23 protein-coding genes are annotated in these 21,606 nt (G+C 73.4%); 4 read left to right on the forward strand and 19 right to left on the reverse strand.

Annotated features, from left to right (window positions below):
- Window positions 1–135 precede the first annotated feature (135 nt).
- From ACFYXU_RS25735 to ACFYXU_RS25785, 11 genes are all read right to left on the reverse strand, one after another.
- Window positions 136–579: a DUF6278 family protein gene (locus ACFYXU_RS25735; RefSeq protein ID WP_329852142.1), complete on the reverse strand. Its 444-nt coding sequence runs from the start codon at window positions 577–579 to the stop codon at window positions 136–138.
- An 81-nt stretch (window positions 580–660) separates the two neighbouring features.
- A complete protein-coding gene (locus ACFYXU_RS25740; protein ID WP_389406376.1) occupies window positions 661–1,440 on the reverse strand; it encodes an exodeoxyribonuclease III in 780 nt (259 codons plus the stop codon).
- A gap of 46 nt (window positions 1,441–1,486) precedes the next feature.
- Window positions 1,487–2,119: an MBL fold metallo-hydrolase gene (locus ACFYXU_RS25745; RefSeq protein ID WP_329852139.1), complete on the reverse strand. Its 633-nt coding sequence runs from the start codon at window positions 2,117–2,119 to the stop codon at window positions 1,487–1,489.
- 9 nt (window positions 2,120–2,128) lie between these two features.
- Window positions 2,129–3,388 (reverse strand): alpha/beta fold hydrolase, encoded by a 1,260-nt coding sequence (locus tag ACFYXU_RS25750; protein WP_361397696.1) that lies wholly within the window; start codon window positions 3,386–3,388, stop codon window positions 2,129–2,131.
- A gap of 69 nt (window positions 3,389–3,457) precedes the next feature.
- A complete protein-coding gene (locus ACFYXU_RS25755; RefSeq protein ID WP_376512870.1) occupies window positions 3,458–4,297 on the reverse strand; it encodes a YhjD/YihY/BrkB family envelope integrity protein in 840 nt (279 codons plus the stop codon).
- Window positions 4,298–4,386: 89 nt separating this feature from the next.
- Window positions 4,387–4,965, reverse strand: coding sequence for a hypothetical protein (locus tag ACFYXU_RS25760; protein WP_389460148.1), 579 nt, complete (start codon window positions 4,963–4,965; stop codon window positions 4,387–4,389).
- Window positions 4,962–6,137 (reverse strand): ROK family glucokinase, encoded by a 1,176-nt coding sequence (locus ACFYXU_RS25765; RefSeq protein ID WP_329852132.1) that lies wholly within the window; start codon window positions 6,135–6,137, stop codon window positions 4,962–4,964. Before ACFYXU_RS25765 ends, ACFYXU_RS25760 begins: the two co-directional genes overlap by 4 nt.
- A gap of 57 nt (window positions 6,138–6,194) precedes the next feature.
- Window positions 6,195–6,989, reverse strand: a complete 795-nt coding sequence (locus ACFYXU_RS25770; RefSeq protein WP_389406377.1) for an ATP-binding cassette domain-containing protein — start codon at window positions 6,987–6,989, stop codon at window positions 6,195–6,197.
- Window positions 6,986–8,041: an ABC transporter permease gene (locus ACFYXU_RS25775; RefSeq protein ID WP_376512865.1), complete on the reverse strand. Its 1,056-nt coding sequence runs from the start codon at window positions 8,039–8,041 to the stop codon at window positions 6,986–6,988. Before ACFYXU_RS25775 ends, ACFYXU_RS25770 begins: the two co-directional genes overlap by 4 nt.
- On the reverse strand, window positions 8,038–9,057 hold the full coding sequence (locus ACFYXU_RS25780) for a sugar ABC transporter substrate-binding protein (RefSeq protein ID WP_389406378.1): 1,020 nt from the start codon (window positions 9,055–9,057) through the stop codon (window positions 8,038–8,040). Before ACFYXU_RS25780 ends, ACFYXU_RS25775 begins: the two co-directional genes overlap by 4 nt.
- Window positions 9,058–9,145: 88 nt before the next feature.
- On the reverse strand, window positions 9,146–9,865 hold the full coding sequence (locus ACFYXU_RS25785; protein ID WP_389406464.1) for a GntR family transcriptional regulator: 720 nt from the start codon (window positions 9,863–9,865) through the stop codon (window positions 9,146–9,148).
- 140 nt (window positions 9,866–10,005) lie between these two features.
- Here ACFYXU_RS25785 and ACFYXU_RS25790 point away from each other — a divergent pair, with 140 nt between their 5' ends.
- Window positions 10,006–11,001 (forward strand): Gfo/Idh/MocA family oxidoreductase, encoded by a 996-nt coding sequence (locus ACFYXU_RS25790; RefSeq protein WP_376512864.1) that lies wholly within the window; start codon window positions 10,006–10,008, stop codon window positions 10,999–11,001.
- 98 nt (window positions 11,002–11,099) lie between these two features.
- Here ACFYXU_RS25790 and ACFYXU_RS25795 read toward each other — a convergent pair whose 3' ends face one another.
- The 3 genes from ACFYXU_RS25795 to ACFYXU_RS25805 are packed head-to-tail and all read right to left on the reverse strand — an operon-like array spanning window position 11,100 to window position 14,184.
- Entirely contained in the window at window positions 11,100–12,278 is a 1,179-nt protein-coding gene (locus tag ACFYXU_RS25795) for a cytochrome P450 (protein ID WP_389406379.1), read from the reverse strand.
- A gap of 17 nt (window positions 12,279–12,295) precedes the next feature.
- Window positions 12,296–12,976, reverse strand: a complete 681-nt coding sequence (locus ACFYXU_RS25800) for a response regulator (protein WP_376512860.1) — start codon at window positions 12,974–12,976, stop codon at window positions 12,296–12,298.
- Window positions 12,973–14,184, reverse strand: coding sequence for a sensor histidine kinase (locus ACFYXU_RS25805; protein ID WP_376512858.1), 1,212 nt, complete (start codon window positions 14,182–14,184; stop codon window positions 12,973–12,975). The genes ACFYXU_RS25800 and ACFYXU_RS25805 overlap by 4 nt, the downstream gene beginning before the upstream one ends.
- Window positions 14,185–14,330: 146 nt before the next feature.
- On the opposite strand from ACFYXU_RS25805, the gene ACFYXU_RS25810 reads away from it, so the two are divergent.
- Window positions 14,331–14,552 carry a hypothetical protein gene (locus ACFYXU_RS25810; RefSeq protein WP_329852118.1) on the forward strand — a complete coding sequence of 74 codons (222 nt, stop codon included), beginning with the start codon at window positions 14,331–14,333 and terminating at the stop codon, window positions 14,550–14,552.
- 181 nt (window positions 14,553–14,733) lie between these two features.
- On the opposite strand, the gene ACFYXU_RS25815 is transcribed toward ACFYXU_RS25810, so the two are convergent.
- The 3 genes from ACFYXU_RS25815 to ACFYXU_RS25825 form a co-directional block, all read right to left on the reverse strand.
- Entirely contained in the window at window positions 14,734–15,090 is a 357-nt protein-coding gene (locus tag ACFYXU_RS25815) for a hypothetical protein (protein ID WP_389460150.1), read from the reverse strand.
- Between the two features lie 11 nt (window positions 15,091–15,101).
- Entirely contained in the window at window positions 15,102–16,034 is a 933-nt protein-coding gene (locus tag ACFYXU_RS25820) for a DMT family transporter (RefSeq protein ID WP_376512854.1), read from the reverse strand.
- A 115-nt stretch (window positions 16,035–16,149) separates the two neighbouring features.
- The gene (locus tag ACFYXU_RS25825; protein ID WP_389406380.1) at window positions 16,150–16,758 is read right to left on the reverse strand and encodes a dihydrofolate reductase family protein; all 609 of its coding nucleotides are present in this window, start codon (window positions 16,756–16,758) and stop codon (window positions 16,150–16,152) included.
- A gap of 170 nt (window positions 16,759–16,928) precedes the next feature.
- Between ACFYXU_RS25825 and ACFYXU_RS25830 the strand changes: the two genes are divergently transcribed.
- Window positions 16,929–17,669, forward strand: coding sequence for an SDR family oxidoreductase (locus ACFYXU_RS25830; RefSeq protein WP_361397662.1), 741 nt, complete (start codon window positions 16,929–16,931; stop codon window positions 17,667–17,669).
- Window positions 17,670–17,886: 217 nt separating this feature from the next.
- Here the strand turns inward: ACFYXU_RS25830 and alc are convergent, their stop codons facing one another.
- Together alc and allB are read right to left on the reverse strand one after the other, a co-directional pair.
- Entirely contained in the window at window positions 17,887–19,002 is a 1,116-nt protein-coding gene (gene alc, locus ACFYXU_RS25835) for an allantoicase (protein WP_376512848.1), read from the reverse strand.
- Between the two features lies 1 nt (window position 19,003).
- Window positions 19,004–20,338: an allantoinase AllB gene (gene allB / locus ACFYXU_RS25840; RefSeq protein ID WP_329852110.1), complete on the reverse strand. Its 1,335-nt coding sequence runs from the start codon at window positions 20,336–20,338 to the stop codon at window positions 19,004–19,006.
- A gap of 328 nt (window positions 20,339–20,666) precedes the next feature.
- Between allB and ACFYXU_RS25845 the strand changes: the two genes are divergently transcribed.
- Complete coding sequence (locus ACFYXU_RS25845) at window positions 20,667–21,476, forward strand: IclR family transcriptional regulator (RefSeq protein WP_361397656.1); 810 nt, start codon at window positions 20,667–20,669, stop codon at window positions 21,474–21,476.
- Window positions 21,477–21,606 lie beyond the last annotated feature (130 nt).

Raw genomic sequence — 21,606 nt, forward strand, 5'->3', positions numbered from 1 at the left:
TGTCGCGGTCAGCGCAAACTATCCACCAGAAAAAGGGACTTCACGCCCGACACGCATGAAACAGGAATAAGCCGTATTTACTGCAAAGGGGTGGCGCATCCCCGCTCCGTGAGCGGGACGCGGGGCCGCCGGGCCTCAGTACTCGGAGGCCTCGGCGTACACCTGGGAGAGCTGCGGGGCGCCCGACATGGCCCAGTCGAGACCGGCCTCGACGACGTGGATCTCCCGGCCGGAGGCCAGCCGCACGACGGGGCCGCCACCGGGCCACACCTGCCACCGGGCACCCGGGACGTTCCGGACGATCACGGTGCCGAGATAGAGCCCCGCGTCGTTCCCGAACCAGGGGAGCTCTTCCGGATCGTTTCGCCACCGGGGCGGCAGCTGGTCGAGCTCCTGCAGGGAGCCCGGAGTGTCGTCCAGGGCCACCCCCGCCTCCCCGACACGGGAACGCAGCAGCTCGCACTCCGACAGGAGCTCGGCCACCCCTTCCGGGTCGCGGTCGAAGGCCGCGGCCAGAGGGGAGTCCGCGGGCTCGGGCTCATGCCGTTTTCGCCAGTGGTCCAGAAAGGGGATGTTCATCGCAACAGCGTCGCACCGTCACCTCCCGGTCGACCACCCGGCGCGCGGAGTCGATCTCCGCCGCCGGGCCGGCGGGACCGGTCAGACGTCGAGCTCGACGACGACGGGCGCGTGGTCGGAGGCGCCCTTGCCCTTGCGCTCCTCGCGGTCCACGAAGCTGTCGGAGACCGCCTCGGCGAAGGGCTTGTTCCCGTAGACCAGGTCGATGCGCATGCCCTTGTTCTTCGGGAAGCAGAGCTGGCGGTAGTCCCAGTACGTGAACGGGTGGTCGTACTTGAGCGGGCGCGGGACCACGTCGGAGAGACCGGTCTCGCGGAGCCCGGCCAGCGCGGCCCGCTCCGGCTCCGTCACATGGGTCGCGCCCTCGAAGACGGAGATGTCCCAGACGTCCTCGTCGGTCGGCGCGATGTTGTAGTCGCCCAGGACCGCGAAGGGGCGCTCCCCCGCCGCGTCCTCGGCGACGGCCGCCTTGAGCGCCTCGAGCCAGCGAAGCTTGTAGGCGTAGTGGTCGTGGGCGACCTCGCGGCCGTTCGGCACGTACACCGACCAGACGCGGACCGGGCCGCAGGTCGCGGAGATCGCCCGGGGCTCCTCCGCGCCGTCGTACTCCGGGCCGCCGGGCAGTCCGGTGACCACGTCGGCCAGGCCGACGCGGGAGACGAGGGCCACGCCGTTCCACCGACCGGTGGCGTTGACCACGGACTCGTAGCCCAGGGCCCGCAGCTCCTCGGTGGGGAACTGCTCGGCGGTGCACTTGGTCTCCTGGATGCACAGCACGTCGGTGCCGCTGCTCTCCAGCCAGGCCAGGAGCCGGGGCAGCCGGGCGGTGATCGAATTGACGTTCCAGGTGGCGATGCGCATGGGCGCAAGCCTACTGGCGGGGTGTGACAGTCGGCCGTCCCGCCGCTCAGAGCTCGGCGGACGCGCCGGACGCGAGGCGGGCGTGCTCGGCGCCGCCGAGCTCACCGATCTGCCGGTCGTAGAGGGGGCGGGCGAGGTCGGTGAGCAGGGCGTCGTGGATGTCGTACGCCCGGCGCGGCCGCACCTCGCGCACGTAGTCGATGACCTCGGAGATCTTGTTCCACGGAGCCATGACCGGCAGCAGCAGCGTGTCCACCGGGTGGTCGGGCACGGTGAGCGCGTCGCCCGGGTGGAACACGGCACCGTCGACGAGGTAGCCGACGTTGGTGACGCGCGGGATGTCCGGGTGGATCACCGCGTGCAGCTCGCCGTGGACCTGGACGTCGAAGCCGGCGGCCGTGAAGGCGTCGCCGTGCCCGACGGTGTGCACCCGCCCCGGGAAGGCGGCCGAGATCCGGTCGGCGACGCTGCGCAGCGTCCAGATCTCGGCGGCCGGGTTCGCGTCCAGGGCGGCGCGCAGCCGCCCCTCGTCGAAGTGGTCGGCGTGCTCGTGGGTGACGAGCAGCGCGTCGGCACCGAGGACGGCGTCCTCCTCGGTGAACATGCCGGGGTCGAGGACGAGCGTGCGGCCGTCCTTCTCCAGCCGCACGCAGGCGTGGGACTTCTTCGTCAGCTTCACGCCACCAGGCTACGCCGGTGGCGTCGTCTCCTCAGCGGTGACGCGGGCGACCACGCGCAGCGCGGTCTCGGCGGCCGGGAGACCGCAGTACGCGCCCGCGTGGAGGACGATCTCGCGGAGCTCCTCGGGCGAGAGGCCGTTGCGGAGGGCGGCGCGGGTGTGGTCGGCGAGGGCCTCCCGGTGGCCCCCGGCGATCAGGGCGGTGAGGGTGACGACGCTGCGGGTGCGGCGGTCGAGCCCCTCGCGGCTCCAGACCTCGCCCCAGGCGTACCGGGTGACGAGCTCCTGGAAGGCGCCGTCGGGGTCGTCGGCGAGGGCCTGGTCGACATGGGCGTCACCGAGGACCTCCCGGCGCAGTCCCAGGCCCTTCTCGTACGGGTCGGGCCGGCCGGCCGGGGCGGGCTCGGCCTCCGGGGCGGCCGGGGCCGGCTCGGCGGCGGGCACGGGCGACGGGGGCGGCGGCGGCACGGCCAGGGTGCCGCTGGACTCCTGGGCGGTGCCGGAGAAGTGCTCGGTGAGCAGGTCGGTGACGGCGGCCGGCTGCTCGACGGGGGCGAGGTGCGAGGCGCCGGGGACGACGGCGAGCCGGGCGTCGGCGATGCCGGCGACCAGGGTGCGGGCCTCGGCCGGTCCGGTGACCTGGTCCTCGGAGCCGACGAGGACCAGTGCGGGGATGCCGATGCTGCCGAGGGCCTCGCGGACGTCGAAGACGGCCAGGGCCTCGCAGGCGGCGATGTAGCAGGCGGGGTCGGTCGTCCGGACCATCTGGACGGCCCAGTCGACGATGGCGGGCTGCGCGCCCGCGAAGAGGGGCGTGAACCACTGCTCGGGCGCGGTGCGGGCCATCGGCTCCAGACCGTTGGCGCGGACGATCACCCCGCGCTGGCGGAACTCGTCGGCGGTCCCGAAGCGCGGCGAGGTGGCGACCAGGGCGAGGGAGGCGACCCGGTGGGGGGCGCGGAGGACGAGGTCGAGGCCGACGGCGCCGCCGAAGGAGCAGCCCGCGTAACCGAAGCGCTGGACACCGAGCTCGTCGAGGGTGGCGAGGAGCCGGTCGCCGAGCTCGGCGACGGAGGTGAAGGGCTCCGCGGGCGCGCCGCCGTGTCCGGGCAGGTCGAAGCGGACGACCCGCCAGTCGCGGGCGAGCTCCGGTATCTGCCGGTCCCACATGTGGAAGGTCGTGCCGAGGGACGGTCCCAGGACGAGGACCGGGGCGTCGTCTCGCCCGTCGACGCGGTATTGCAGGGTGTTCGTCGGTGTCTCACTCACGCCCTGCACGCTCTCACATCCCGCTGTCCCCCACCGGGAGCGGGTCGGATTGTCCGGTTTCCCACCCGGTCACGCGTCGCGGCGGTCCGTGCCGAGGTACCGGTCGAGCGGCGGCTCCTGGGCGAGGACCGCCCCGATGGTGACGGCGAAGGTGAGGGCGGCACAGACCGCGATCAGCCAGGACAGCAGGGTCAGGACCAGGCCCAGCGAGCCGTACTCGGCCAGCGCGCGGTTGAGGGCGCCCGGCATGTAGAGCCCCGCGGTGACGCTCAGGACGGTCGTCGCGGTGCCCGCCAGGAGGGCGCCGGGCAGCAGGGGCAGCCAGCGGATCCGCTTGGCGAGCAGCAGGTGCTGGGTCCACAGCCAGACCCCGGTGCTGACCAGGAAGTACAGCGGAAGGCCCAGCCAGGCGCCCGCGCCGAAGCCGTCCCGCAGGGGGGCCTGGAGCAGCACCACCAGGACGAGGGCGAGCAGCCACACGGCCCACCGCCAGGCCGCGATCCGGGTACCGGCCTTCGGCAGCCGCCAGGCCCGCTCGCAGACCCTGGCCATGGCGCGGCTGAAGCTGGTGGCCGAGACCAGCGCGACGAGGGCGCCGACGGCGCCGCTGGTCTCCCGCACTCCCGGGTCGGCACTGCCTTGGAGGACCTGCTGGAGCTGCTCGTCGGAGGAGCCGCGGAGCCCGAAGACGGTGCGCAGGGACTCCAGCATCTGGTCGCGCACCCCGCTCGGGGCGAAGGCCGCGAGGGCGAAGAGCAGGGGCACGGCGGCCAGGAAGGCCTGGGCCGCGAGCCGGGTCGCCGAGTCCAGGAGGTTTCCGCTGACCAGCCGGGCGGTCAGCTCCGTGATGACGGGAAAGCGCCGCTCGGCTCCGGCGCGGAGGTCGCGCACCCGGGTCGCCCACGACATCCCGCCTCCCGACCCCGCCCGTCCCGCCATTGGACGTGACGGGGGGCCCGCCCGCGAGCCGGGCGGCGCTTCCGGGGGAACCGCGGGCGTCAGGGGCTCGTGGTGGAGACCGCGTACACCCGGGGGAAGGCGGGGTCGGTGAGGTCGACGGTGAGCGCGGTGTGCGGGCGGGGTGCCTCGCGGGTGACGGTGGTGCCCGCCCAGGTCATCCCGTCGGTGAAGGTCCAGCCCGCGATGTCGGCGTCGCGCTCGCCGACGGTGATCCTGCCCTGCGTGAGCGCGGAGCGCGCGGTCCCGGACTCCGCGAGGAAGGCGTCGAGGCCTCCGGCGGTCGTCGTGAACTGGACGTACAGCCGGCTGGTCTTCCAGTTGCTGGTCTCGTAGTAGGCGACGCCCCAGGCCCCGGAGGGGATCGGGACCTCGAACACCCGGCGCTTCATCAGCGAGGGCCAGTTGTCCTGGAGGCCGACCGCCGACGACTCGCGCTCCTTGTCCCGGCCGCTGTCGCGGCTCTGGCCCGCGGAGATGACGAGGTAGCCGGCCGGGATGCCGACGAGGAGCATGATGATCACGGCCGTCAGCCAGCGGCGGCGGATCATGTGCCGCCGGTCCTCGGGCAGCTTCTCCTGCGGGGGGCGGGGCGCGGTGGACTGGTGGGGCACGGTCATGAAGGGGGGTCCTCGGGGGTACGGGCGGTCCGGCCCGAGGTCCCGTTGCGCAGGGCCTGGGCGTAGCGCTCGTACCGTTCGTACCGCTCGACGCGGCGGCGGTTGGCGCGGCGGAAGCGGCGGGCGACGAGCCGGGCGAGGTCGGCGGCACCGACCATGCCGGCCTCGGGGCCGAGCTGGGCGCGGGTGATGCGGGCCTCGGGACGGTAGCCGCGGCCGGTGAGGTGGCGGCGGAAGGAGTCCCTGGCGGGGCCGATGAGCAGGTCGTCCGCGGCGGAGACGCCGCCGCCGATCACGAAGCAGGACGGGTCGAGGGCGGCGGCGAGGTTGGCGATCCCGACGCCGAGCCACTGGCCGATGTCCTGGAGCAGCTCGACGCACATGGCGTCGCCCTCGCGGGCGAGCTCGGTGATGAGGGGGCCGCTGATCTCGGGGATGTTCCCCTTGACCCGCTCGATGATCTCGTACGCGACCGGGGAGTCGGCGGCGGCGAGCTCGCGGGCCTCGCGGACCAGCGCGTTCCCCGAGCTGTACTGCTCCCAGCAGCCCCGGTTGCCGCAGGGGCAGCGGTGGCCGCCGGGGACCACCTGCATGTGGCCGAACTCTCCGGCGACGCCGTACTTGCCGCGCTTGACCTGGCCGTCCTCCAGGATGGCGCCGCCGATGCCGGTGCCGAGGGTGATCATGACGAGGTGGTCCTCGCCGCGTCCGGCGCCGAAGCGCCACTCGGCCCAGGCGGCGGTGTTGGCGTCGTTGTCGACCATGACGGGGACGGCGAGGCGGCCCTGGAGGGCGTCGCGGAGGGGCTCGTTGCGCCAGGCGAGGTGCGGGGCGAAGAGGACCCGGGCCCGGTCCGCGTCGACCCAGCCGGCCGCGCCGATCCCGACGGCGTGCACGTCGTGCCGGTCGGAGAGGTCCAGGACCAGTTCGACGATGGTGTCCTCGACGACCTTGGGGCTCTTCGACTTGTCCGGGGTCTCCGTGCGGAGCTTCTCCAGGATGTTGCCGTCGGCGTCGACGACGCCGGCCATCACCTTCGTACCGCCGATGTCGATGCCGACGGTCGGCACCCGGGGCGCCGTCAGGTGGGAGCGGCGCTCCCGGCTCCCGACGGTGCGCAGCACGGTCCCGCGGGCGGCTCCCCGGTGGGCGAGGTCACGGTAGGTACTCATCGGCTCCGATTCTGCCAGGTGGGGTGTGAAGGGGCCGTCACGTCGCCCGGGAGCCCGTCACGTGCCGTGCGGCCGCTCCAGCTCGTGGCGCAGGTCCTCCAGCTCGCTGCCGCCCGCCATCTGCCGGGTCAACTCGTCGAGGGTGACGGAGTCCTTGGTGTGGCTCGCGGCCATGACGCCCCGCTGGAGCAGGACGAAGCGGTCGCCGACGAGGTAGGCGTGGTGCGGGTTGTGCGTGATGAGGACCACGCCGAGGCCCTCGTCGCGGGCGGCGGCGACGTACTTGAGGACGACCCCGGACTGCTTCACGCCGAGGGCGGCGGTCGGCTCGTCGAGGACGAGGACCTTCGCGCCGAAGTGGACGGCGCGGGCGATGGCCACGCACTGGCGCTCGCCGCCGGAGAGCGTCCCGATCGGCTGGTCGACGTCGCGCAGGTCGATGCCCATGCGGAGCAGGGCATCGCGGGTGGTGGAGCGCATCAGGGCGACGTCGAGCCGCTTGAGGGGGCCGGAGCCCTTCGTCGGCTCGGAGCCGAGGAAGAAGTTCCGCCAGACCGGCATGAGGGGGACGACGGCGAGGTCCTGGTAGACCGTGGCGATGCCCCGGTCGAGGGCGTCGCGCGGGTTGGCCAGGGTGACCTCCTCGCCGTCGATGCGGAAGGTGCCGGCGTCGTGCCGGTGCAGGCCGGCGACGATCTTGATGAGGGTGGACTTGCCGGCGCCGTTGTCGCCGAGGACGCAGGAGATCTCGCCCGCGCGGACCTCCAGGGAGACGCCTTCGAGGGCGCGGATGTTGCCGTAGTACTTGCTGACGTCGGTCAGCTCCACGAGCGGGGTCGGCTCCGTGGTCACTTGGTCGCCTCCACGCGCTTGCGGATCCAGGAGTTCAGCAGCGTCGCCAGGAGGAGCATCGCGCCCAGGAAGAACTTGAACCAGTCCGGGTTCCACTCTGCGTACACGATGCCCTTGCTGGTCATGCCGAAGATGAGCGCGCCGACGGCGGAGCCGATGGCCGAGCCGTATCCGCCGGTGATCAGGCAGCCGCCGATGACGGCCGCGATGATGTAGATCAGCTCGTTGCCGACGCCTTCGCCCGACTGGACGACGTCGAAGGAGAAGAGCAGGTGCTGGCCGGAGATCCAGGCGCAGAAGGCCACGCCCATGTAGAGGCCGATCTTCGTGCGGTGGACGGGGACGCCGACCGCGCGGGCGGCGTCCGCGCCGCCGCCGACGGCGAAGATCCAGTTGCCGAAGCGGGTGCGGAGCAGGATCCAGGTGGCGACGGCGACCAGGCCGAACCACCACAGGATCGTGACCTTGAACTCGACGCCGCCGAGCGTGAGCTCCGAGGCGAAGAGCTTGCGGGCGGAGGAGAAGCCCTCCATGTCGGCGATGGTCTTGGTGGAGACGGTGCCGCTGATCAGCTTGGTGAGGCCCAGGTTCAGGCCGGTCAGCATGAGGAAGGTGCCGAGCGTGATGATGAAGCTGGGCAGCTTGGTGCGGGTCAGCATGAAGCCGTTGAAGACGCCGACGGCCAGGGTGACGAGCAGCGAGACGCCGACGCCGACCCAGACGTTCGCCGTCATCTGGTAGCTGAACATCGACGAGACGAGCGCGGAGCTGGTGACCAGGACGCCGGCGGAGAGGTCGAACTCGCCGCCGATCATCAGCAGCGCGACCGGGACGGCCATGATGCCGATGGTGGAGGCCGCGTAGAGGACGGTGCCGAGGCTGGCGGGTTCCAGGAAGCTGTCGGCGACCACCGCGAAGAAGACGAAGACGGCGACCGCGCCGACGACCGAGCCGAGCTCGGGACGGGCCAGCAGCTTCTTCAGGGGGGTGGTGCGGAGCAGCCGTTCGTCGACGTGGTCGACGCCGTCCGGGGACGGGGCGGTGGAGCTCATCGGGTGCCCCGATCCGCGTACTGCTTCAGCGCGGCGGCCTGGTCCTTGGTGATGATCTGCGGGCCGGTCAGGACCGGCTTGCCGCCGCCGAGGACGTCGGCGTTGTAGCGGTAGAGCCAGAGCAGGTCGACGGCCTCGTAGCCCTGGAGGTAGGGCTGCTGGTCGACGGCGAAGCCGAGGGTGCCGGCCTCCAGGGCGGTGGCGACCTTGGCGTTGAGGTCGAAGGTGTCGACCTCGGCCTTGCTGCCGGCGCTCTTCGCGGCCTGGACGGCGGTGTCGGCGAAGGGGGCGCCGAGGGTGACGACGGCGTCGACGGCCGGGTCGGACTGGAGCTTGGCCTCGATGGAGGCCTTGACGTCGGGCATGTTGGTGCCGTCGACGTACAGGTTCACGAGCTCGCCGTCGAAGGTCTTCCGCACGCCCGCGCAGCGCTGCTCGTGACCGACGTTGCCCTGCTCGTGCAGGACGCAGAGGGCCTTCTTCCGGCCTCGCTCGTCGAGCTCGTCGCCGACGGCCTCGCCGGCGACGGTCTCGTCCTGGCCGATGTGGGTGAGCGCTCCGTAGGCCTTGGACACCTCGGCGCCCGAGTTCACGGTGATCACCGGGATGCCGGCCTTGACGGCCTTCTCGACTGCGGCCTTCATGGCGTCGGGCTTGGCGAGGCTGACGATCAGTCCGTCGACCCCCTTGGCGACGTACGAGTCGATCAGCTGCGCCTGCTGCTGGGCCTCGTCGCTGTGGGCGTAGAGGAAGTTGATGTTGTCCTTGGCCGCGGCCTGCTTGGCGCCCTTCTGGACGATGTCCCAGAAGGTGTCGCCGTCGCCCGAGTGCGTCACCATGGCGAAGGTCCACCGGGGGGTGTCGACGGCCGCCCTGCCCTGGGCCTCGGCGGCCTTGCGGGCGTCCTCCGCCCGCTTTCCGCCGGTGCTGCTGCACCCGGCGAGCGCCGCGGTGAGTGCGAGGGCGAGCACGGCGCCGACTGCGGCGCGTACCCCTCCTGTCCGAAGCCTGGTCACGAGGCCGTGCCCTTCTTTGTGTCCTTCTGCGTGCATTGCAGTATCGGTCATGCGGGTCGTGGCACTGGTCAGGGGCCCCCTGGAGTCGCTACGGACGGGCCATCAGGCGGAACTCGAAGGAGTAGCGGGCGGCCCGGTAGAGGTGGGAGCCGTACTCGACGGCGCGCCCGGTGTCGTCGAAGGTGACGCGCTCCATGGTGAGCAGCGGGGCGCCCTCCGGTTCGTCGAGGAGCCCGGCCTCCTCGGCGGTCGCCGCGCGGGCGCCGACGGTCTGCCGGGCGCTGTGCAGGGTGACCGCGGCCGAGCGGAGCATGCGGTAGAGGCCGGTGGTCTCCAGGAGCCGCGTGTCCGGGGCGAGGATCCCGGCGGGCAGGTGGTTGCGGAGGCGGGCCAGGGGCTCGCCGTGCGCGGTGCGGAGCCGTTCCAGGTAGAGGACCTCGGTGCCCTCCGGTACGCCGAGGGCCGCGGCGACCGGGCCCGCGGCGGGTTCGAGGCGGTGGGAGAGGACCCGGGTGGCGGGGTGCCGGCCTGCGGCGGCGAGGTCGTCGTAGAGGCTGCTGAGCTCCGTCGGGCGGCGGATCCCGCTGTGCACGACCTGGGTGCCGACGCCCCGGCGGCGGATCAGGAGGCCCTTGTCGACGAGGGTCTGGATGGCCTGGCGGACGGTGGGCCGGGAGAGCCCGAGGCGGCCGGCGAGGTCGATCTCGTTGCCCAGGAGGGTGCCCGGGGACAGCGTCCCGTTCTCCACGGCGCTCTCCAGCTGGCGGGCGAGCTGGAAGTAGAGCGGGACCGGACTCGTGCGGTCCACGGCGAGCGGGGGCAGGGCGGAGCCGGACTGCTTGGGCACGGGGGGAGCGTAGCCCGGGGGGCTGATGACGGGAAGTCGTGACGTCCGGTTGTCCTGACAAATCCTTGACACCCGGGCGGGCCCGGCTCCACGGTGGGGCCATGCGCATCGGACTCATCGGTACGGGACGGATCGGGAGCTTCCACGCGGGTGTGCTGGCCCGGCACCCGGCGGTCGGGGCGCTGGTCGTGGCCGACGTGGACGCCGGCCGGGCGGCGGGGGTCGCGGGTGCGCTCGGCGCGGAGGCGGCGCCGGACGTGGACGCCCTGCTGGGGCACCCCCTGGACGCCGTGGTGATCGCCTCGGCGACGGCGGCGCACGCGGAGCTGATCTCCCGCGCCGCCGGGGCGGGGCTGCCGGTCTTCTGCGAGAAGCCGATCGCCCTGGACGTGCCGGGGACGCTGGCCGCGCTGGACGCGGTGGCGGCGGCGGGCACGGTGCTCCAGCTGGGGTTCATGCGCCGCTTCGACGCCGGCTACCGGGCGGCGCGCGAGGCGGTGCGGTCCGGGCGGCTCGGCCGGCTGCACACCGTGCGGGCCGTGACCTCCGACCCCGAGCCGCCGCCCGCCGCGTACCTGCCGCTCTCCGGGGGTCTCTTCCGCGACTGTCTCGTGCACGACTTCGACATGGTCCGCTGGGTGACCGGCCGGGAGGTCGTCGAGGTGTACGCGACGGGCTCGGACGCGGGCCCCGCGATGTTCCGCGCCGCGGGCGACGTGGACACGGCGGCGGCCGTGCTCACCCTGGACGACGGGACGCTGGTGACGGCGAGCGCGACCCGGTGCAACGGCGCCGGGTACGACGTCCGCATGGAGCTGGCCGGCGAGCGGGACCAGATCGTGGTGGGCCTGGACGACCGGACCCCGCTCACCTCGGTGGAGCCGCACGGCCCGGCCGCGCCGGGGAAGCCCTGGCCGGGCTTCCTGGAGCGGTTCGCCCCCGCGTACGAGGCGGAGCTGGACGCGTTCGTCCGCCTGGTGCGCGGCGAGGTGCCCAACGCGTGCGACGGCCGCGAGGCCCTGGCGGCCCTCCGGATCGCCGAGGCCTGCGAGCGCTCGCGGCGGGAGCGGCGGCCGGTGCGCCCGGACGCCCCTTAGGGAGTGTGACGACACACCCTAGGGGGTGGCGTCCCGCTCCCGGCGCCGCCCGGCTCCGCGGGGCGGACGGGAGGGCGACGACGGACCCCGGCCGGGTCTCACCAGCGGACGGGCAGCTGCCGGACGCCGCGCATCAGGAGGCCCGGCAGCCATTCCCAGGGCGCGCCCTCGGGGTCGAGCGCGAGCCGGGGGAAGCGGTCCAGGAGCGTGCGGAGCGCGATCCTGCCCTCCAGGCGGGCGAGCGGGGCGCCCAGGCAGTAGTGGATGCCGTGACCGAAGGCGAGGTGGCCCCGGGTCTCGCGGCGGATGTCGAAGCGGTCCGGGTCGGGGAAGCGGGCCGGGTCCCGGTCGAGCGCGGCGAGGGCCACCAGGACGTACTGCCCGGTCGGGACGACGGTGTCGCCGATCGTGACCGGCTCCGCGGTGAAGCGGAAGGTGCCGGTCTCCACCGGTCCGTCGTAGCGCAGGGACTCCTCGATCGCCCCGTCGAGGAGGGAGGGGTCGGCGCGCAGCGCGGCGAGCTGCTCGGGGTGGCCGAGGAGGTTGCGCACGGTGTTGGAGATCAGATTGACCGTGGTCTCGTGGCCCGCGATGAGCAACAGGTAGGCCATGGCGCGGAGTTCCGGCCCGGAGAGCCGGTCGCCGTCCTCGGCGCGGGCGGCGATGAGGCCGGAGAGCAGGTCGTCGGCGGGACCGGCGGCCCGCTTGTCCTCGATGAGGCTGTCGAGGTAGCCGGCGAAGCCCTCCATGGCGTCCAGCGCGCCGCGCTCGTCGGACGGGGTCACGAGCCCGTTCGACCAGGCGCGGAAGGTCTCGCGGTCCTCGGCGGGGACGCCGAGGAGTTCGCAGATGACGGTGACCGGCAGCGGGAAGGCGAAGGCGTCGACGAGGTCCGCGCGGCCGGCCGGCTCCATGGCGTCGGCGAGTTCGTGGGTGAGGCGTTCGATGCGCGGCCGCAGGCTCTCGACGCGGCGGCCGGTGAACTCCGCGGTGACGAGACGGCGCAGCCGGGTGTGGTCGGGGGCGTCCGCCGAGAGGAGGTGGACGCCGATGATGTCCTCCTCCGGCGGCCGGACGCCGATGACCGAGGGGGACTTGCGGAGCCGCGGGTCGGCCAGCGCCGCGCGCCCCTCCTCGTGTCCCACGACCAGCCAGAACTGGAAGCCGTCGGGCATCCGGACCTCGTGGACGGGCCCCGCTTCACGGAACTTCGCGTAGAAGGGGTACGGGTTCGCGGTGAAGTCCGCTCCGTACTCCCCCAGTTCGATGACGGACATCGGTGCAGACTATCCGACTAGCCGCTCTCCTCCTCGTCGACGAGGCCCGCGTCGTGGACGAGGAGCGCGATCTGCACGCGGTTGTTGAGGCCGAGCTTGGCGAGGATCCGGGAGACGTGGGCCTTGACGGTGGGGACGCTCATGTACAGCTCGGCGGCGATCTCCGCGTTGGACCTGCCGTGCCCGACGGAGACGGCCACCTCCCGCTCCCGGTCGGCGAGTTCGGCGAGCCGGTCGACGGCCGTGGCGCGGCGGGGCGGCTCGGGCCGGTCCCGCTCCTCCGCCACGTGGGCCATGAGCTGACGGGTGACGGCCGGCGAGAGGACGGGGTCGCCGGCGACGACCCGGCGGACGGCGGCCACGATCTCGACGGGCGGGGTGTCCTTGAGGAGGAAGCCGGCGGCGCCGGCCCGCAGGGCGCGCAGCACCTGTTCGTCGGCGTGGAAGGTGGTGAGGACGACGACCTCGGGGGCGCCGGGCAGGGCACGCAGCCGTTCGGTGGCGGTCAGGCCGTCCACGTGGGGCATGCGGATGTCCATGAGGACGACGTCCGGGGCGTACCGGGCGACGAGTTCGGGGACCTCGCGGCCGTCGGCGCCCTCGCCCACGATCTCGAGGTCGTCGGCGCCGCCGAGCATGAAGGTGAGGCCCGCGCGGACCAGGGGGTCGTCGTCGACGAGAAGCAGCCGGATGGTCATGAGGGCCACGGTAGCCAGGCGTGCAGGGCGAATCCCCCGTCGGGGGCGCGGCCGTGTTCCAGTCGGCCGCCGGCGAGGGTGGTCCGTTCGGTGAGGCCGATGAGGCCCTGGCCCGAGCCGGGGACGTGCGGGACCGGGCCCGCGGGGGCCGGGTTGTGGACGTCGACGGTGAGGCCTTCGCCGGGCCGGCCCCGGACGGTGACGGTGACCGTGGTGCCGGGGGCGTGCTTGCGGGCGTTGGTGAGGCCTTCCTGCGCGATGCGGTAGACGGTGCGGCCGGTGGCGGCCGGTACCGCCGCCGGGTCGTCGACGGTGGTGTCGAGGACGACCTCGGCACCGGCCTCGCGGGACTCCCCGACCAGCGCGTCGAGGGTGGCGAGGGTGGGCTGGGGCCGGTCGCCCTCGCCGTTCTCGCCGGGCGCGCGCAGGACGCCGATGATCTCGCGGAGGTCCTGGAGGGCTTCGTGGGCGCTGTCCCGGATGACCCCGGCGGCGCGGGCGATCTGCTCGGGCGGTGCGTCCGGGCGGAACTCCAGGGCTCCGGCGTGCACGCTGAGCAGGGTCAGCCGGTGGGCGAGCACGTCGTGCATCTCGCGGGCGATGGCCTCGCGGGCGAGCCGCTGGGCCTGGGCGGCGCGCAGCTCGGCCTCGGCCTCGGCGCGGCGGGCGCGCTCCCGGAGGGCTTCGACGAGCTGGCGCCGGGCGCGGACGAGCATGCCCCAGGCGGTGACGAGCAGGACGAGGATGAAGCCGAGGCCGATGGAGAGCCCGACGTTCGTGGTGGGGTCCGGGCGGACGAAGGCCTGGAGGGTGGAGGTGGCGGCGGCGAAGGCGACGATCCAGCCGACCTCGCGGACCGGGCGGCGCACGGCGACGCTGAAGAGGCTCGCGAGGAGGGCGCCCGCGGCGACCGGGGCGACGATGTTCACCACGGAGAGGGCGACGGCGAGCCCGACCGGCCAGCGGCGACGCCCCCAGAGGGCGCAGCAGGCGGCGGCGCCGGCGAGCTGGTCGAGGAGGCTGACGGGCTCGCTGGTGTACTGCGCGCTGGCGTCGGCGGCCAGGAGGCCGACGAAGGCGGCGAGGAGGAAGAGGGCGGTGTCCACGATCCAGTCGCGGACGGTACGGCGGGGCCGGGGCGCCCCGCTCCCGCCCGGTTCGACCAGGTGGGAGGGGAGCAGCCAGCGCTGCCGGTCCGTACGAGTCATGTCCGCAAATGTACGCAGGCCGGGGGCGGTCCAGCGGCCTGGCCGGCCGTCGGGCTACCGGAGTCGGCCAGGTCGATACTTTGGTATCGGCCGCCGTAGACGAGCGGCGGACGCGGCCGTCCGGACCGCCCGGCGATCATCGGCTCATGAAGAAATTCCTGGAGGGCCTCGGGGCGCTGCTGCTCGTGGCCGGAGTGGCGGGGGTGATCCGCGAGATGACCGGCGGCTGGTTCCACTTCATGGGCCTGACGCACTTCCTCACGGACAACGTGGGGTTCCTGGAGGGCCGCGAGCTGTTCGCGAACATCGTCGTGGCGGTCCTCGGTCTGGCCCTGGCGATCGGGGCGAGCCGGATATCCGCCGACTGAGCGGGGAGGGCGGCGCGGCGGGGTCGGGAGGGTGAGCGGTCGGGCCCGGGGATCGCGTGGCGGCCCTCACGGCCACCGGCCGAGACAGGGGATCGGTGCGCGGAGCGACCGGTCGGGCCCGGGGATCGGTGCGCGGAGCCACCGGCCGGGCCCCGGGACCTGCGGCGCGGTCCGGAGGCCGTCAGTCGCTCGCCCGGTCGAGGCGATTGATCTCGGCGAGGTGCTCGGCCATCCGGTGGGAGACGGCGCCGCTCGTGTAGAGGACCGCGCCGACGATCGCGAGGGGGACGGAGCCGCCGAGCACGGCGAGCGTCCCGGGCCAGTCGCGGGAGGCGACGCAGTCCTTCTCGTGGACGTAGTCGCTGCCGACGAGGGCGGGGCAGGGGCTGCCGCCGCCGTCGGCGTCCTCGTACGGCGTGAGGAGGAGGCCGCCGCACCAGACCCAGAGCAGGCTCGCCAGGGTGAGCAGGCCGAGACCCCAGCCCTGGGTGCGCCGGGCCCGGGCGCGGAACTCGTTGTCGTACACCAGTGAACGCATGAGCGAAGAACCTACCGGGCCTCGTCGTCGGCCGTGCGGCGGCCCCAACTGGTGCCCGCCAGCACGAGGATCGCGCCCGCGAGACCGAGGGCTCCGGGGCGGTCACCGGCGAGGGCGATGCCCGCGGCGGCGGCCCACAGCGGCTCCGTGCCGAGCAGGAGGCTGACCCGGGACGGCGAGGTGCGGCGGACGGCCCACATCTGCACGAAGAAGGCGAAGAGCGTGCAGAAGACGGAGAGGAAGACGAGCCCGGCCCACTCCCGGGGTCCGAAGTCGAGGGCCGTCGCCCACGGCGAGGCCCCGGTGCCGGGGACGGCGGCGATGACGGCGAACACGGCGACGGCGGAGCCGAGCTGGACGGTGGTGAGGGAGAGCGAGTCGGCCGAGCGGACCGCCTTGATCCGGGACATGGCGAGGACGTGGACGGTACGGGCGAGGGCGGCGAGGAGCATGAGCAGGTCGCCGAGGGAGGGCGTGGTGAATCCACCGCCCTGGGTCAGCAGGACGACCCCGGTGACGGAGAGCGCGGCGGCGGCGAGGAAGGCCCGGGGTGGCCGGACCCGGGTGACGGCGGCCTCGGCGAGCGGGGTGAAGATCATGGTGAGGCTGATGATCAGGCCCGCGTTGGTGGCCGAGGTGTGGACGACGCCGTACGTCTCCAGGAGGAAGATCCCGCTGAGGATCAGTCCGAGGGTCGCGGCGCCGCGCCACTGGGCCGCGCCGAGGGCGCGCAGCCTGCGGTGGCCGGCCGCGACGAGGACGGGCAGCACCACGGCGAACCGCAGCACGAGGACCGCGATGACGGTGTGGCCGGTGGTGATGCCCTTGGCCGCGAGGTAGCTGGTGCCCCAGACGACGGCGACGAGCAGGACGGGGAGGTCGGTGAGCCAGGCCCGGCGCGGGGCGCCGAGGGGAACGGGTGCGGCGATCGACGAAGCTGACATAGCGGCCGAATCTCCAACTCTTGCGGTGGGGTGGAGACTTCGACGGCTCGCACGCGGAGCGATCACCGTACCCGGAGGAGCCCGTGGCGGCTACACCTTTCGCCCGGTCGCGGGCTCAGTAGCTGCCGTACGCGGGGCGGCCCGTCCTCTCGTACGTGTGGAGGGCGACGCCCGTGCCGCTGGTGCGCGCGTCGGTGAGACGGAAGGCGGTGGGGCGGACGCCGTCGGTGAAGAGGCGGCGTCCGGTGCCCAGGACCACGGGGAAGACGTGGAGGTGGATGGTGTCGATGAGGTCGTGGTCGAGGAGGGTCCGGGCGAGTCCGGCGCTGCCGTGCATCTGGATCTCGCCGTCGAGGCGCTCCTTGAGGGCGGCGACCTCGCCGGCCACGTCGCCCTTGAGCAGGGTGGTCCCGGCCCAGTCGGCGGAGTCGAGGGTGGTGGTGGCGACGTACTTGGGGAGGCCGTTGAGCTTGGAGGCGACCGGGTCCGTGGGGTCGGTCCGCTTCGGCCAGTAGCCCGCGAAGATGTCGTAGGTGCGGCGGCCGAGGAGGAAGGCGGTCGGCCGCTCGAAGATCTCGGTGATGCGCCGCCCGAAGTCCTCGTCGCCGAACGGCACGGACCAGCCGCCGTGCTCGAATCCGCCGCTGGTGTCCTCGTCGGGGCCCCCGGGGGCCTGCATGACGCCGTCGAGGGTGAGGAACTGGGTGAGGCTGAGGGTGGCCATGATGGATGCCCTTTCCGTTCTGCGGATCGTCGTGTCTCACCCTTCCGACTCCGCGGTCCGGCGGAACTCATCGGTGATCACGTCGGGGTCCGATTCCCGCCAGCTTCCGGACGCCCCGCCGACTTTCATTGAACCCGCAACCACTTGGTTCTTCTGACGGAGGTTTCGGGATGTCCACGATGAACGGCACGGCGGTCCTGGTGACGGGCGGCAGCCGGGGGATCGGCGCGGCGACGGCGGTGCGGCTGGCCCGGGAGGGCGCCGATGTGGCCTTCACCTACGTCCAGGGCGAGGTGCGGGCCAAGGAGGTCGCCGCACGGATCGAGGCGGCCGGCCGCAGGGCGCTGCCCCTGCGGGCCGACGCGGCCGACGCCGGTGACGCGGCGGGCGCGGTGGACTGGGCGGCGGACGCCTTCGGGCGGCTGGACGTCCTGGTGAACAACGTCGGCGTCGGCATCCTCGGCCCGCTGGACTCGCTGTCCCTCGCGGAGGTGGACCGGGCGCTCGCGGTGAACGTCCGGGCGGCGTTCCTCGCCTCGCAGGCCGCGGCCGCGCGGTTCTCCGAGGGCGGGCGGATCATCACCGTCGGCAGCTGCATGACCCAGCGGGTGCCGGGCCCCGGCGGGACGCTGTACACGATGAGCAAGGCGGCGCTGACCGGTCTGTCGAGGGCGCTCGCGCGGGAGCTCGGCGGGCGCGGCATCACGGCGAACATCGTCCACCCCGGTCCCGTCGACACCGACATGAACCCGGCGGACGGGCCGTACGCGCAGGGGCAGGCGGCCCTGACGGCGCTCGGCCGCTTCGGCACCCCGGACGAGGTGGCGGAGATGGTCGCCTTCCTGGCCGGGCCGGGCGGACGGTACGTCACGGGCGGCGAGTTCTCGGTGGACGGCGGCCACGCGGCCTGAGGGCCTGACCGGAGCATCGCACGCGGCCTGAGGGCCTGACCGGAGGATCGGGCGTCCGAGAAGCCGACGGCGGCGCGCAAGGCTCTGGCCCGACCGGAAGGAGCCCCGGAAGAGGAGTCCTGGAAAGGGGGCGCGAGGGCGCACCGGTGCTGTCGGGCCGGTGCGCCCTCGCGGGCCGGGCGGGGTGTCGTACCCGCCCAGTCGGTGGAGGAGCCGGCTAGCCGCCGAGCTCCTGGTGGCGGGCGGTCAGCCGCGCCGTACCGGCCTCCGTGAGGGAGCCGAAGAGGCGGAGGCGGGAGATGCCGCCGTCCGGGTAGATGTCGATCCGGACGCGGGAGCCGACCGCCGGGGCGTCGAGCACGAACCGGTGGTTGGTGTCGGGCTGGAGGCGGGTCCGGGGCAGGATCTCGGTCCAGTCCTCGGAGCCCTCGGCCGCGACGGAGAGGGCGGCCCAGCCCGCGCTGTTGCCCTTGAGGTAGGCGGTGTCGATCTCGACGGCGCGGATCTCGGACTCGGCGACCAGTCCGTAGCGGATCCAGTCGTTGCCCTTGTCGCGGCGGCGGCGGGTCTCCCAGCCGTCGTCCATCTTGCGGGAGCGGCCCGGCTGGATGGTGTTGGTGGCCGGGGAGTAGAAGCGGTCCGAGGCGTCCTCGACCTGGCCGCCGTTCTCCAGGGCCGCGAGGTCGAAGGTGCCGAGGACGCCCAGCCACGCCGGGTCCGGGGCGACCTCGCCGTAGACGCGGAGGCGGGCGATGCCGCCGTCCGGGTGCTGGTTGACGCGCAGGTGCGTGAAGCGCTGCTCGACGTCGACCGCGAAGCCGTTGGCGGCGTGGCCGCCGACGGCGGTGCGCGGGACGAGCGTCGTCCACTTCACGTCGTCGGCGAGCAGCTCCTCGGGCGACGGCGAGCCGGCCACGGAGGTCGCCTCGACGGAGACGGCCTGCGGGTAGTTGCCGCGGAAGTGGGCGGTGTCGAGGACGATGCCGCGGACGACGCCGGGCGCGCCCAGGCGTACGAGCGCCCAGTCGTGGTCGTCCTCGGTGGGGTGCGGCTGCTGGGCCGAGACGCCGCGGCGGCGGCGGGTCTCCCAGCCGTCCATGATCTTGCCCTTGTGGCCGAAGTGCTCGGGGTCGAACTCGGCGGGCTCGGGCTTCAGCAGGTTCTCGCGCTCGGCGAAGAACTCGTCGTTGGCCGCGATGACGCCCGCGCCCAGACGCCGGTCCGCGAGGTCCGCGTACTGGGTGAAGGGGAAGTCGGCCGTCCGGTAGTCGGCGTACGGGTCGCCGCCGCCGTAGGGGCTGGCGTCACCGGTGAAGCTGGGTATGGACGACACGTCAGTTGTTCCTTTCGAGGAGGCGGCCGGAGGGCTCTGCGAGGGTGCCGTGGTCGGCGATCTTCTCGCCGCGCAGCCAGGTGGAGGTGACGACGCCGTCGAGGGTCTTGCCCGCGTAGGCGGTGACGCGGTTGCGGTGCTGGAGCTCGGCCGGGTCGACGGTGAAGGAGGCGTCCGGGTCGAGGACCGCGAAGTCGGCGTCCCGGCCGGCCTCGATCGCGCCCTTGCGGTCCAGGCCCGCGAGCCGGGCCGGTGCCTCGGACATCCAGCGGACCACGTCCGTCAGATCGAAGCCGCGGCGGCGCGCCTCGGTCCAGATCGCGGGCAGGCCCAGCTGGAGGGAGGAGATCCCGCCCCAGGCGGAGGCGAAGTCGGGGGTCTTGAGATCGGCCGTGGACGGCGAGTGGTCGGAGACGATGCAGTCGATCGTGCCGTCCGCCAGCCCCTGCCACAGCGCGTCCTGGTTGACGGCCTCACGGATCGGCGGGCAGCACTTGAACTCCGTCGCGCCGTCCGGGATCTCCTCCGCCGTCAGCGTCAGGAAGTGCGGACACGACTCCACCGTGACCTTGACGCCCTCCGCCCTCGCGGCGGCGATGAGCGGCAGCGCGTCCGAGGACGACAGGTGCAGGACGTGGACCCGGGCGTCCAGGCGGCGGGCCTGGTTGATCAGGTTCTCGATCGCCGTGTTCTCGGCGTCCCGGGGGCGCGAGGCGAGGAAGTCGGCGTAGGCGCCGCCCGACCGCTGCGGGGCGGCGTCGAGGTGGTGCGGGTCCTCCGCGTGCACGATCATCAGACCGCCGAAGCCGGAGATCTCCGCCAGCGACGTCGCCAGCTGCTCCTGGTCCAGCAGCGGGAACTCCTCCACGCCCGACGGCGACAGGAAGCACTTGAAGCCGAAGACGCCGGCGTCGTGCAGGGGCCGCAGGTCCTTGACGTTGTCCGGCAGCGCGCCGCCCCAGAAGCCCACGTCGATGTGCGCCTTGCTGCGCGCCACCTCCTGCTTGACGCGCAGGTTCTCGACCGTGGTCGTCGGCGGCAGCGAGTTCAGCGGCATGTCCAGGAGCGTGGTGATGCCACCGGCGGCCGCCGCGCGGGTGGCCGTCCAGAAGCCCTCCCACTCCGTGCGCCCCGGGTCGTTCACGTGCACGTGCGTGTCGACCAGACCGGGCAGGACCACGTCGTCGCCGACGTCCTCCAGCCGGGCACCGGCCGGCACCTCCGCGTCGTACGGCAGCACGGCCGCGATCGTCCCACCCGAGACGGCGATCGACGCCGGGCGCGTCCCCTCGGGGGTGATGACGCGTGTCGAGCGCAGGACCAGGTTGACGTCCACCCGTACCCCTTCTTCAAGCACTTCAGCGGGAAATTCAACGAACTGTTGAAAAGGAGTCTTCACTTCCGGGCGACAGGACGTCAAGGGCACACTTCCAGCATCCGCCGCCGACGGACCCGACTTAGAGGTTTCCACAAAGTGGAATGGAAATTCCGTACAGTAGAACGTAGCTCCGTACATGAGGGCCAGACCCGGACCCCTCCGGGCCGTCACCGACACCGGACAAACACCCCCTGACCGGCGCAGACGCCGGGACCTTGACCAAGTGCCCCGGCGGACGGCCCGGTAGGCTGCTGCCTTGCCCGCCTGCCCCGAAAGGACCGTTGACGTGCCGACGTCCAGCGCCAGCACCACCGACGCCGCCAAGCCCGCCGCCGCGAGCGGAGGCGTCCAGTCCCTCGAGCGCGCCTTCGACCTCCTGGAGCGCATGGCCGACGCCGGGGGCGAGGTCGGGCTGAGCGAGCTCTCCGCCAGCAGCGGACTCCCGCTCCCCACCATCCACCGCCTCATGCGCACCCTGGTCGCCTGCGGCTATGTGCGCCAGCAGCCCAACCGCCGGTACGCGCTCGGTCCGCGGCTCATCCGGCTCGGCGAGTCCGCCTCCCGCCTCCTCGGCACCTGGGCCCGCCCCTACCTGGCCCGGCTCGTCGAGGAGACCGGCGAGACCGCGAACATGGCGCTCCTCGACGGCGACGAGATCGTGTACGTCGCACAGGTGCCGTCCAAGCACTCGATGCGCATGTTCACCGAGGTCGGCCGCCGGGTCCTGCCGCACTCGACCGGCGTCGGCAAGGCGCTCCTCGCCCACACGCCGGCGGAGGAGGTACGGGCGCTGCTCTCCCGCACCGGCATGCCGGCCGCGACCGAGAAGACCATCACCACCCCGGACGGCTTCCTCGACGCGCTCGTCGCGGTCCGCGAGACGGGCTACGCGGTCGACGACAACGAGCAGGAGATAGGAGTCCGCTGCCTCGCGGTCCCCGTCCCCGACTCCCCCACCGCGGCGGCCATCTCCATCTCGGGCCCCGCGGGCCGGGTCACCGAGGCCGCCACGGAGAAGATCGTCCCCATCCTCCAGGAGGTCGCCCGCGAGCTGTCGGCGGCCCTGGCGAACACCTCGGGCAACGGCCAGGGCTGAGACCGGCCCCCACCCGCGCGAACGGCCGGGGGGGGGCCCCCCCCCCCCGGGGGGGCCCCCCCCCCCGCCCCCCCCCCCCCCCCCGGCGCCCCCCCGGTAGATTGCGGAACCCACCCCCCCCCCCCCCACG

The sequence above is a fragment of the Streptomyces sp. NPDC002232 genome (assembly GCF_042890295.1).
In the GTDB taxonomy this organism is placed as follows: domain Bacteria; phylum Actinomycetota; class Actinomycetes; order Streptomycetales; family Streptomycetaceae; genus Streptomyces.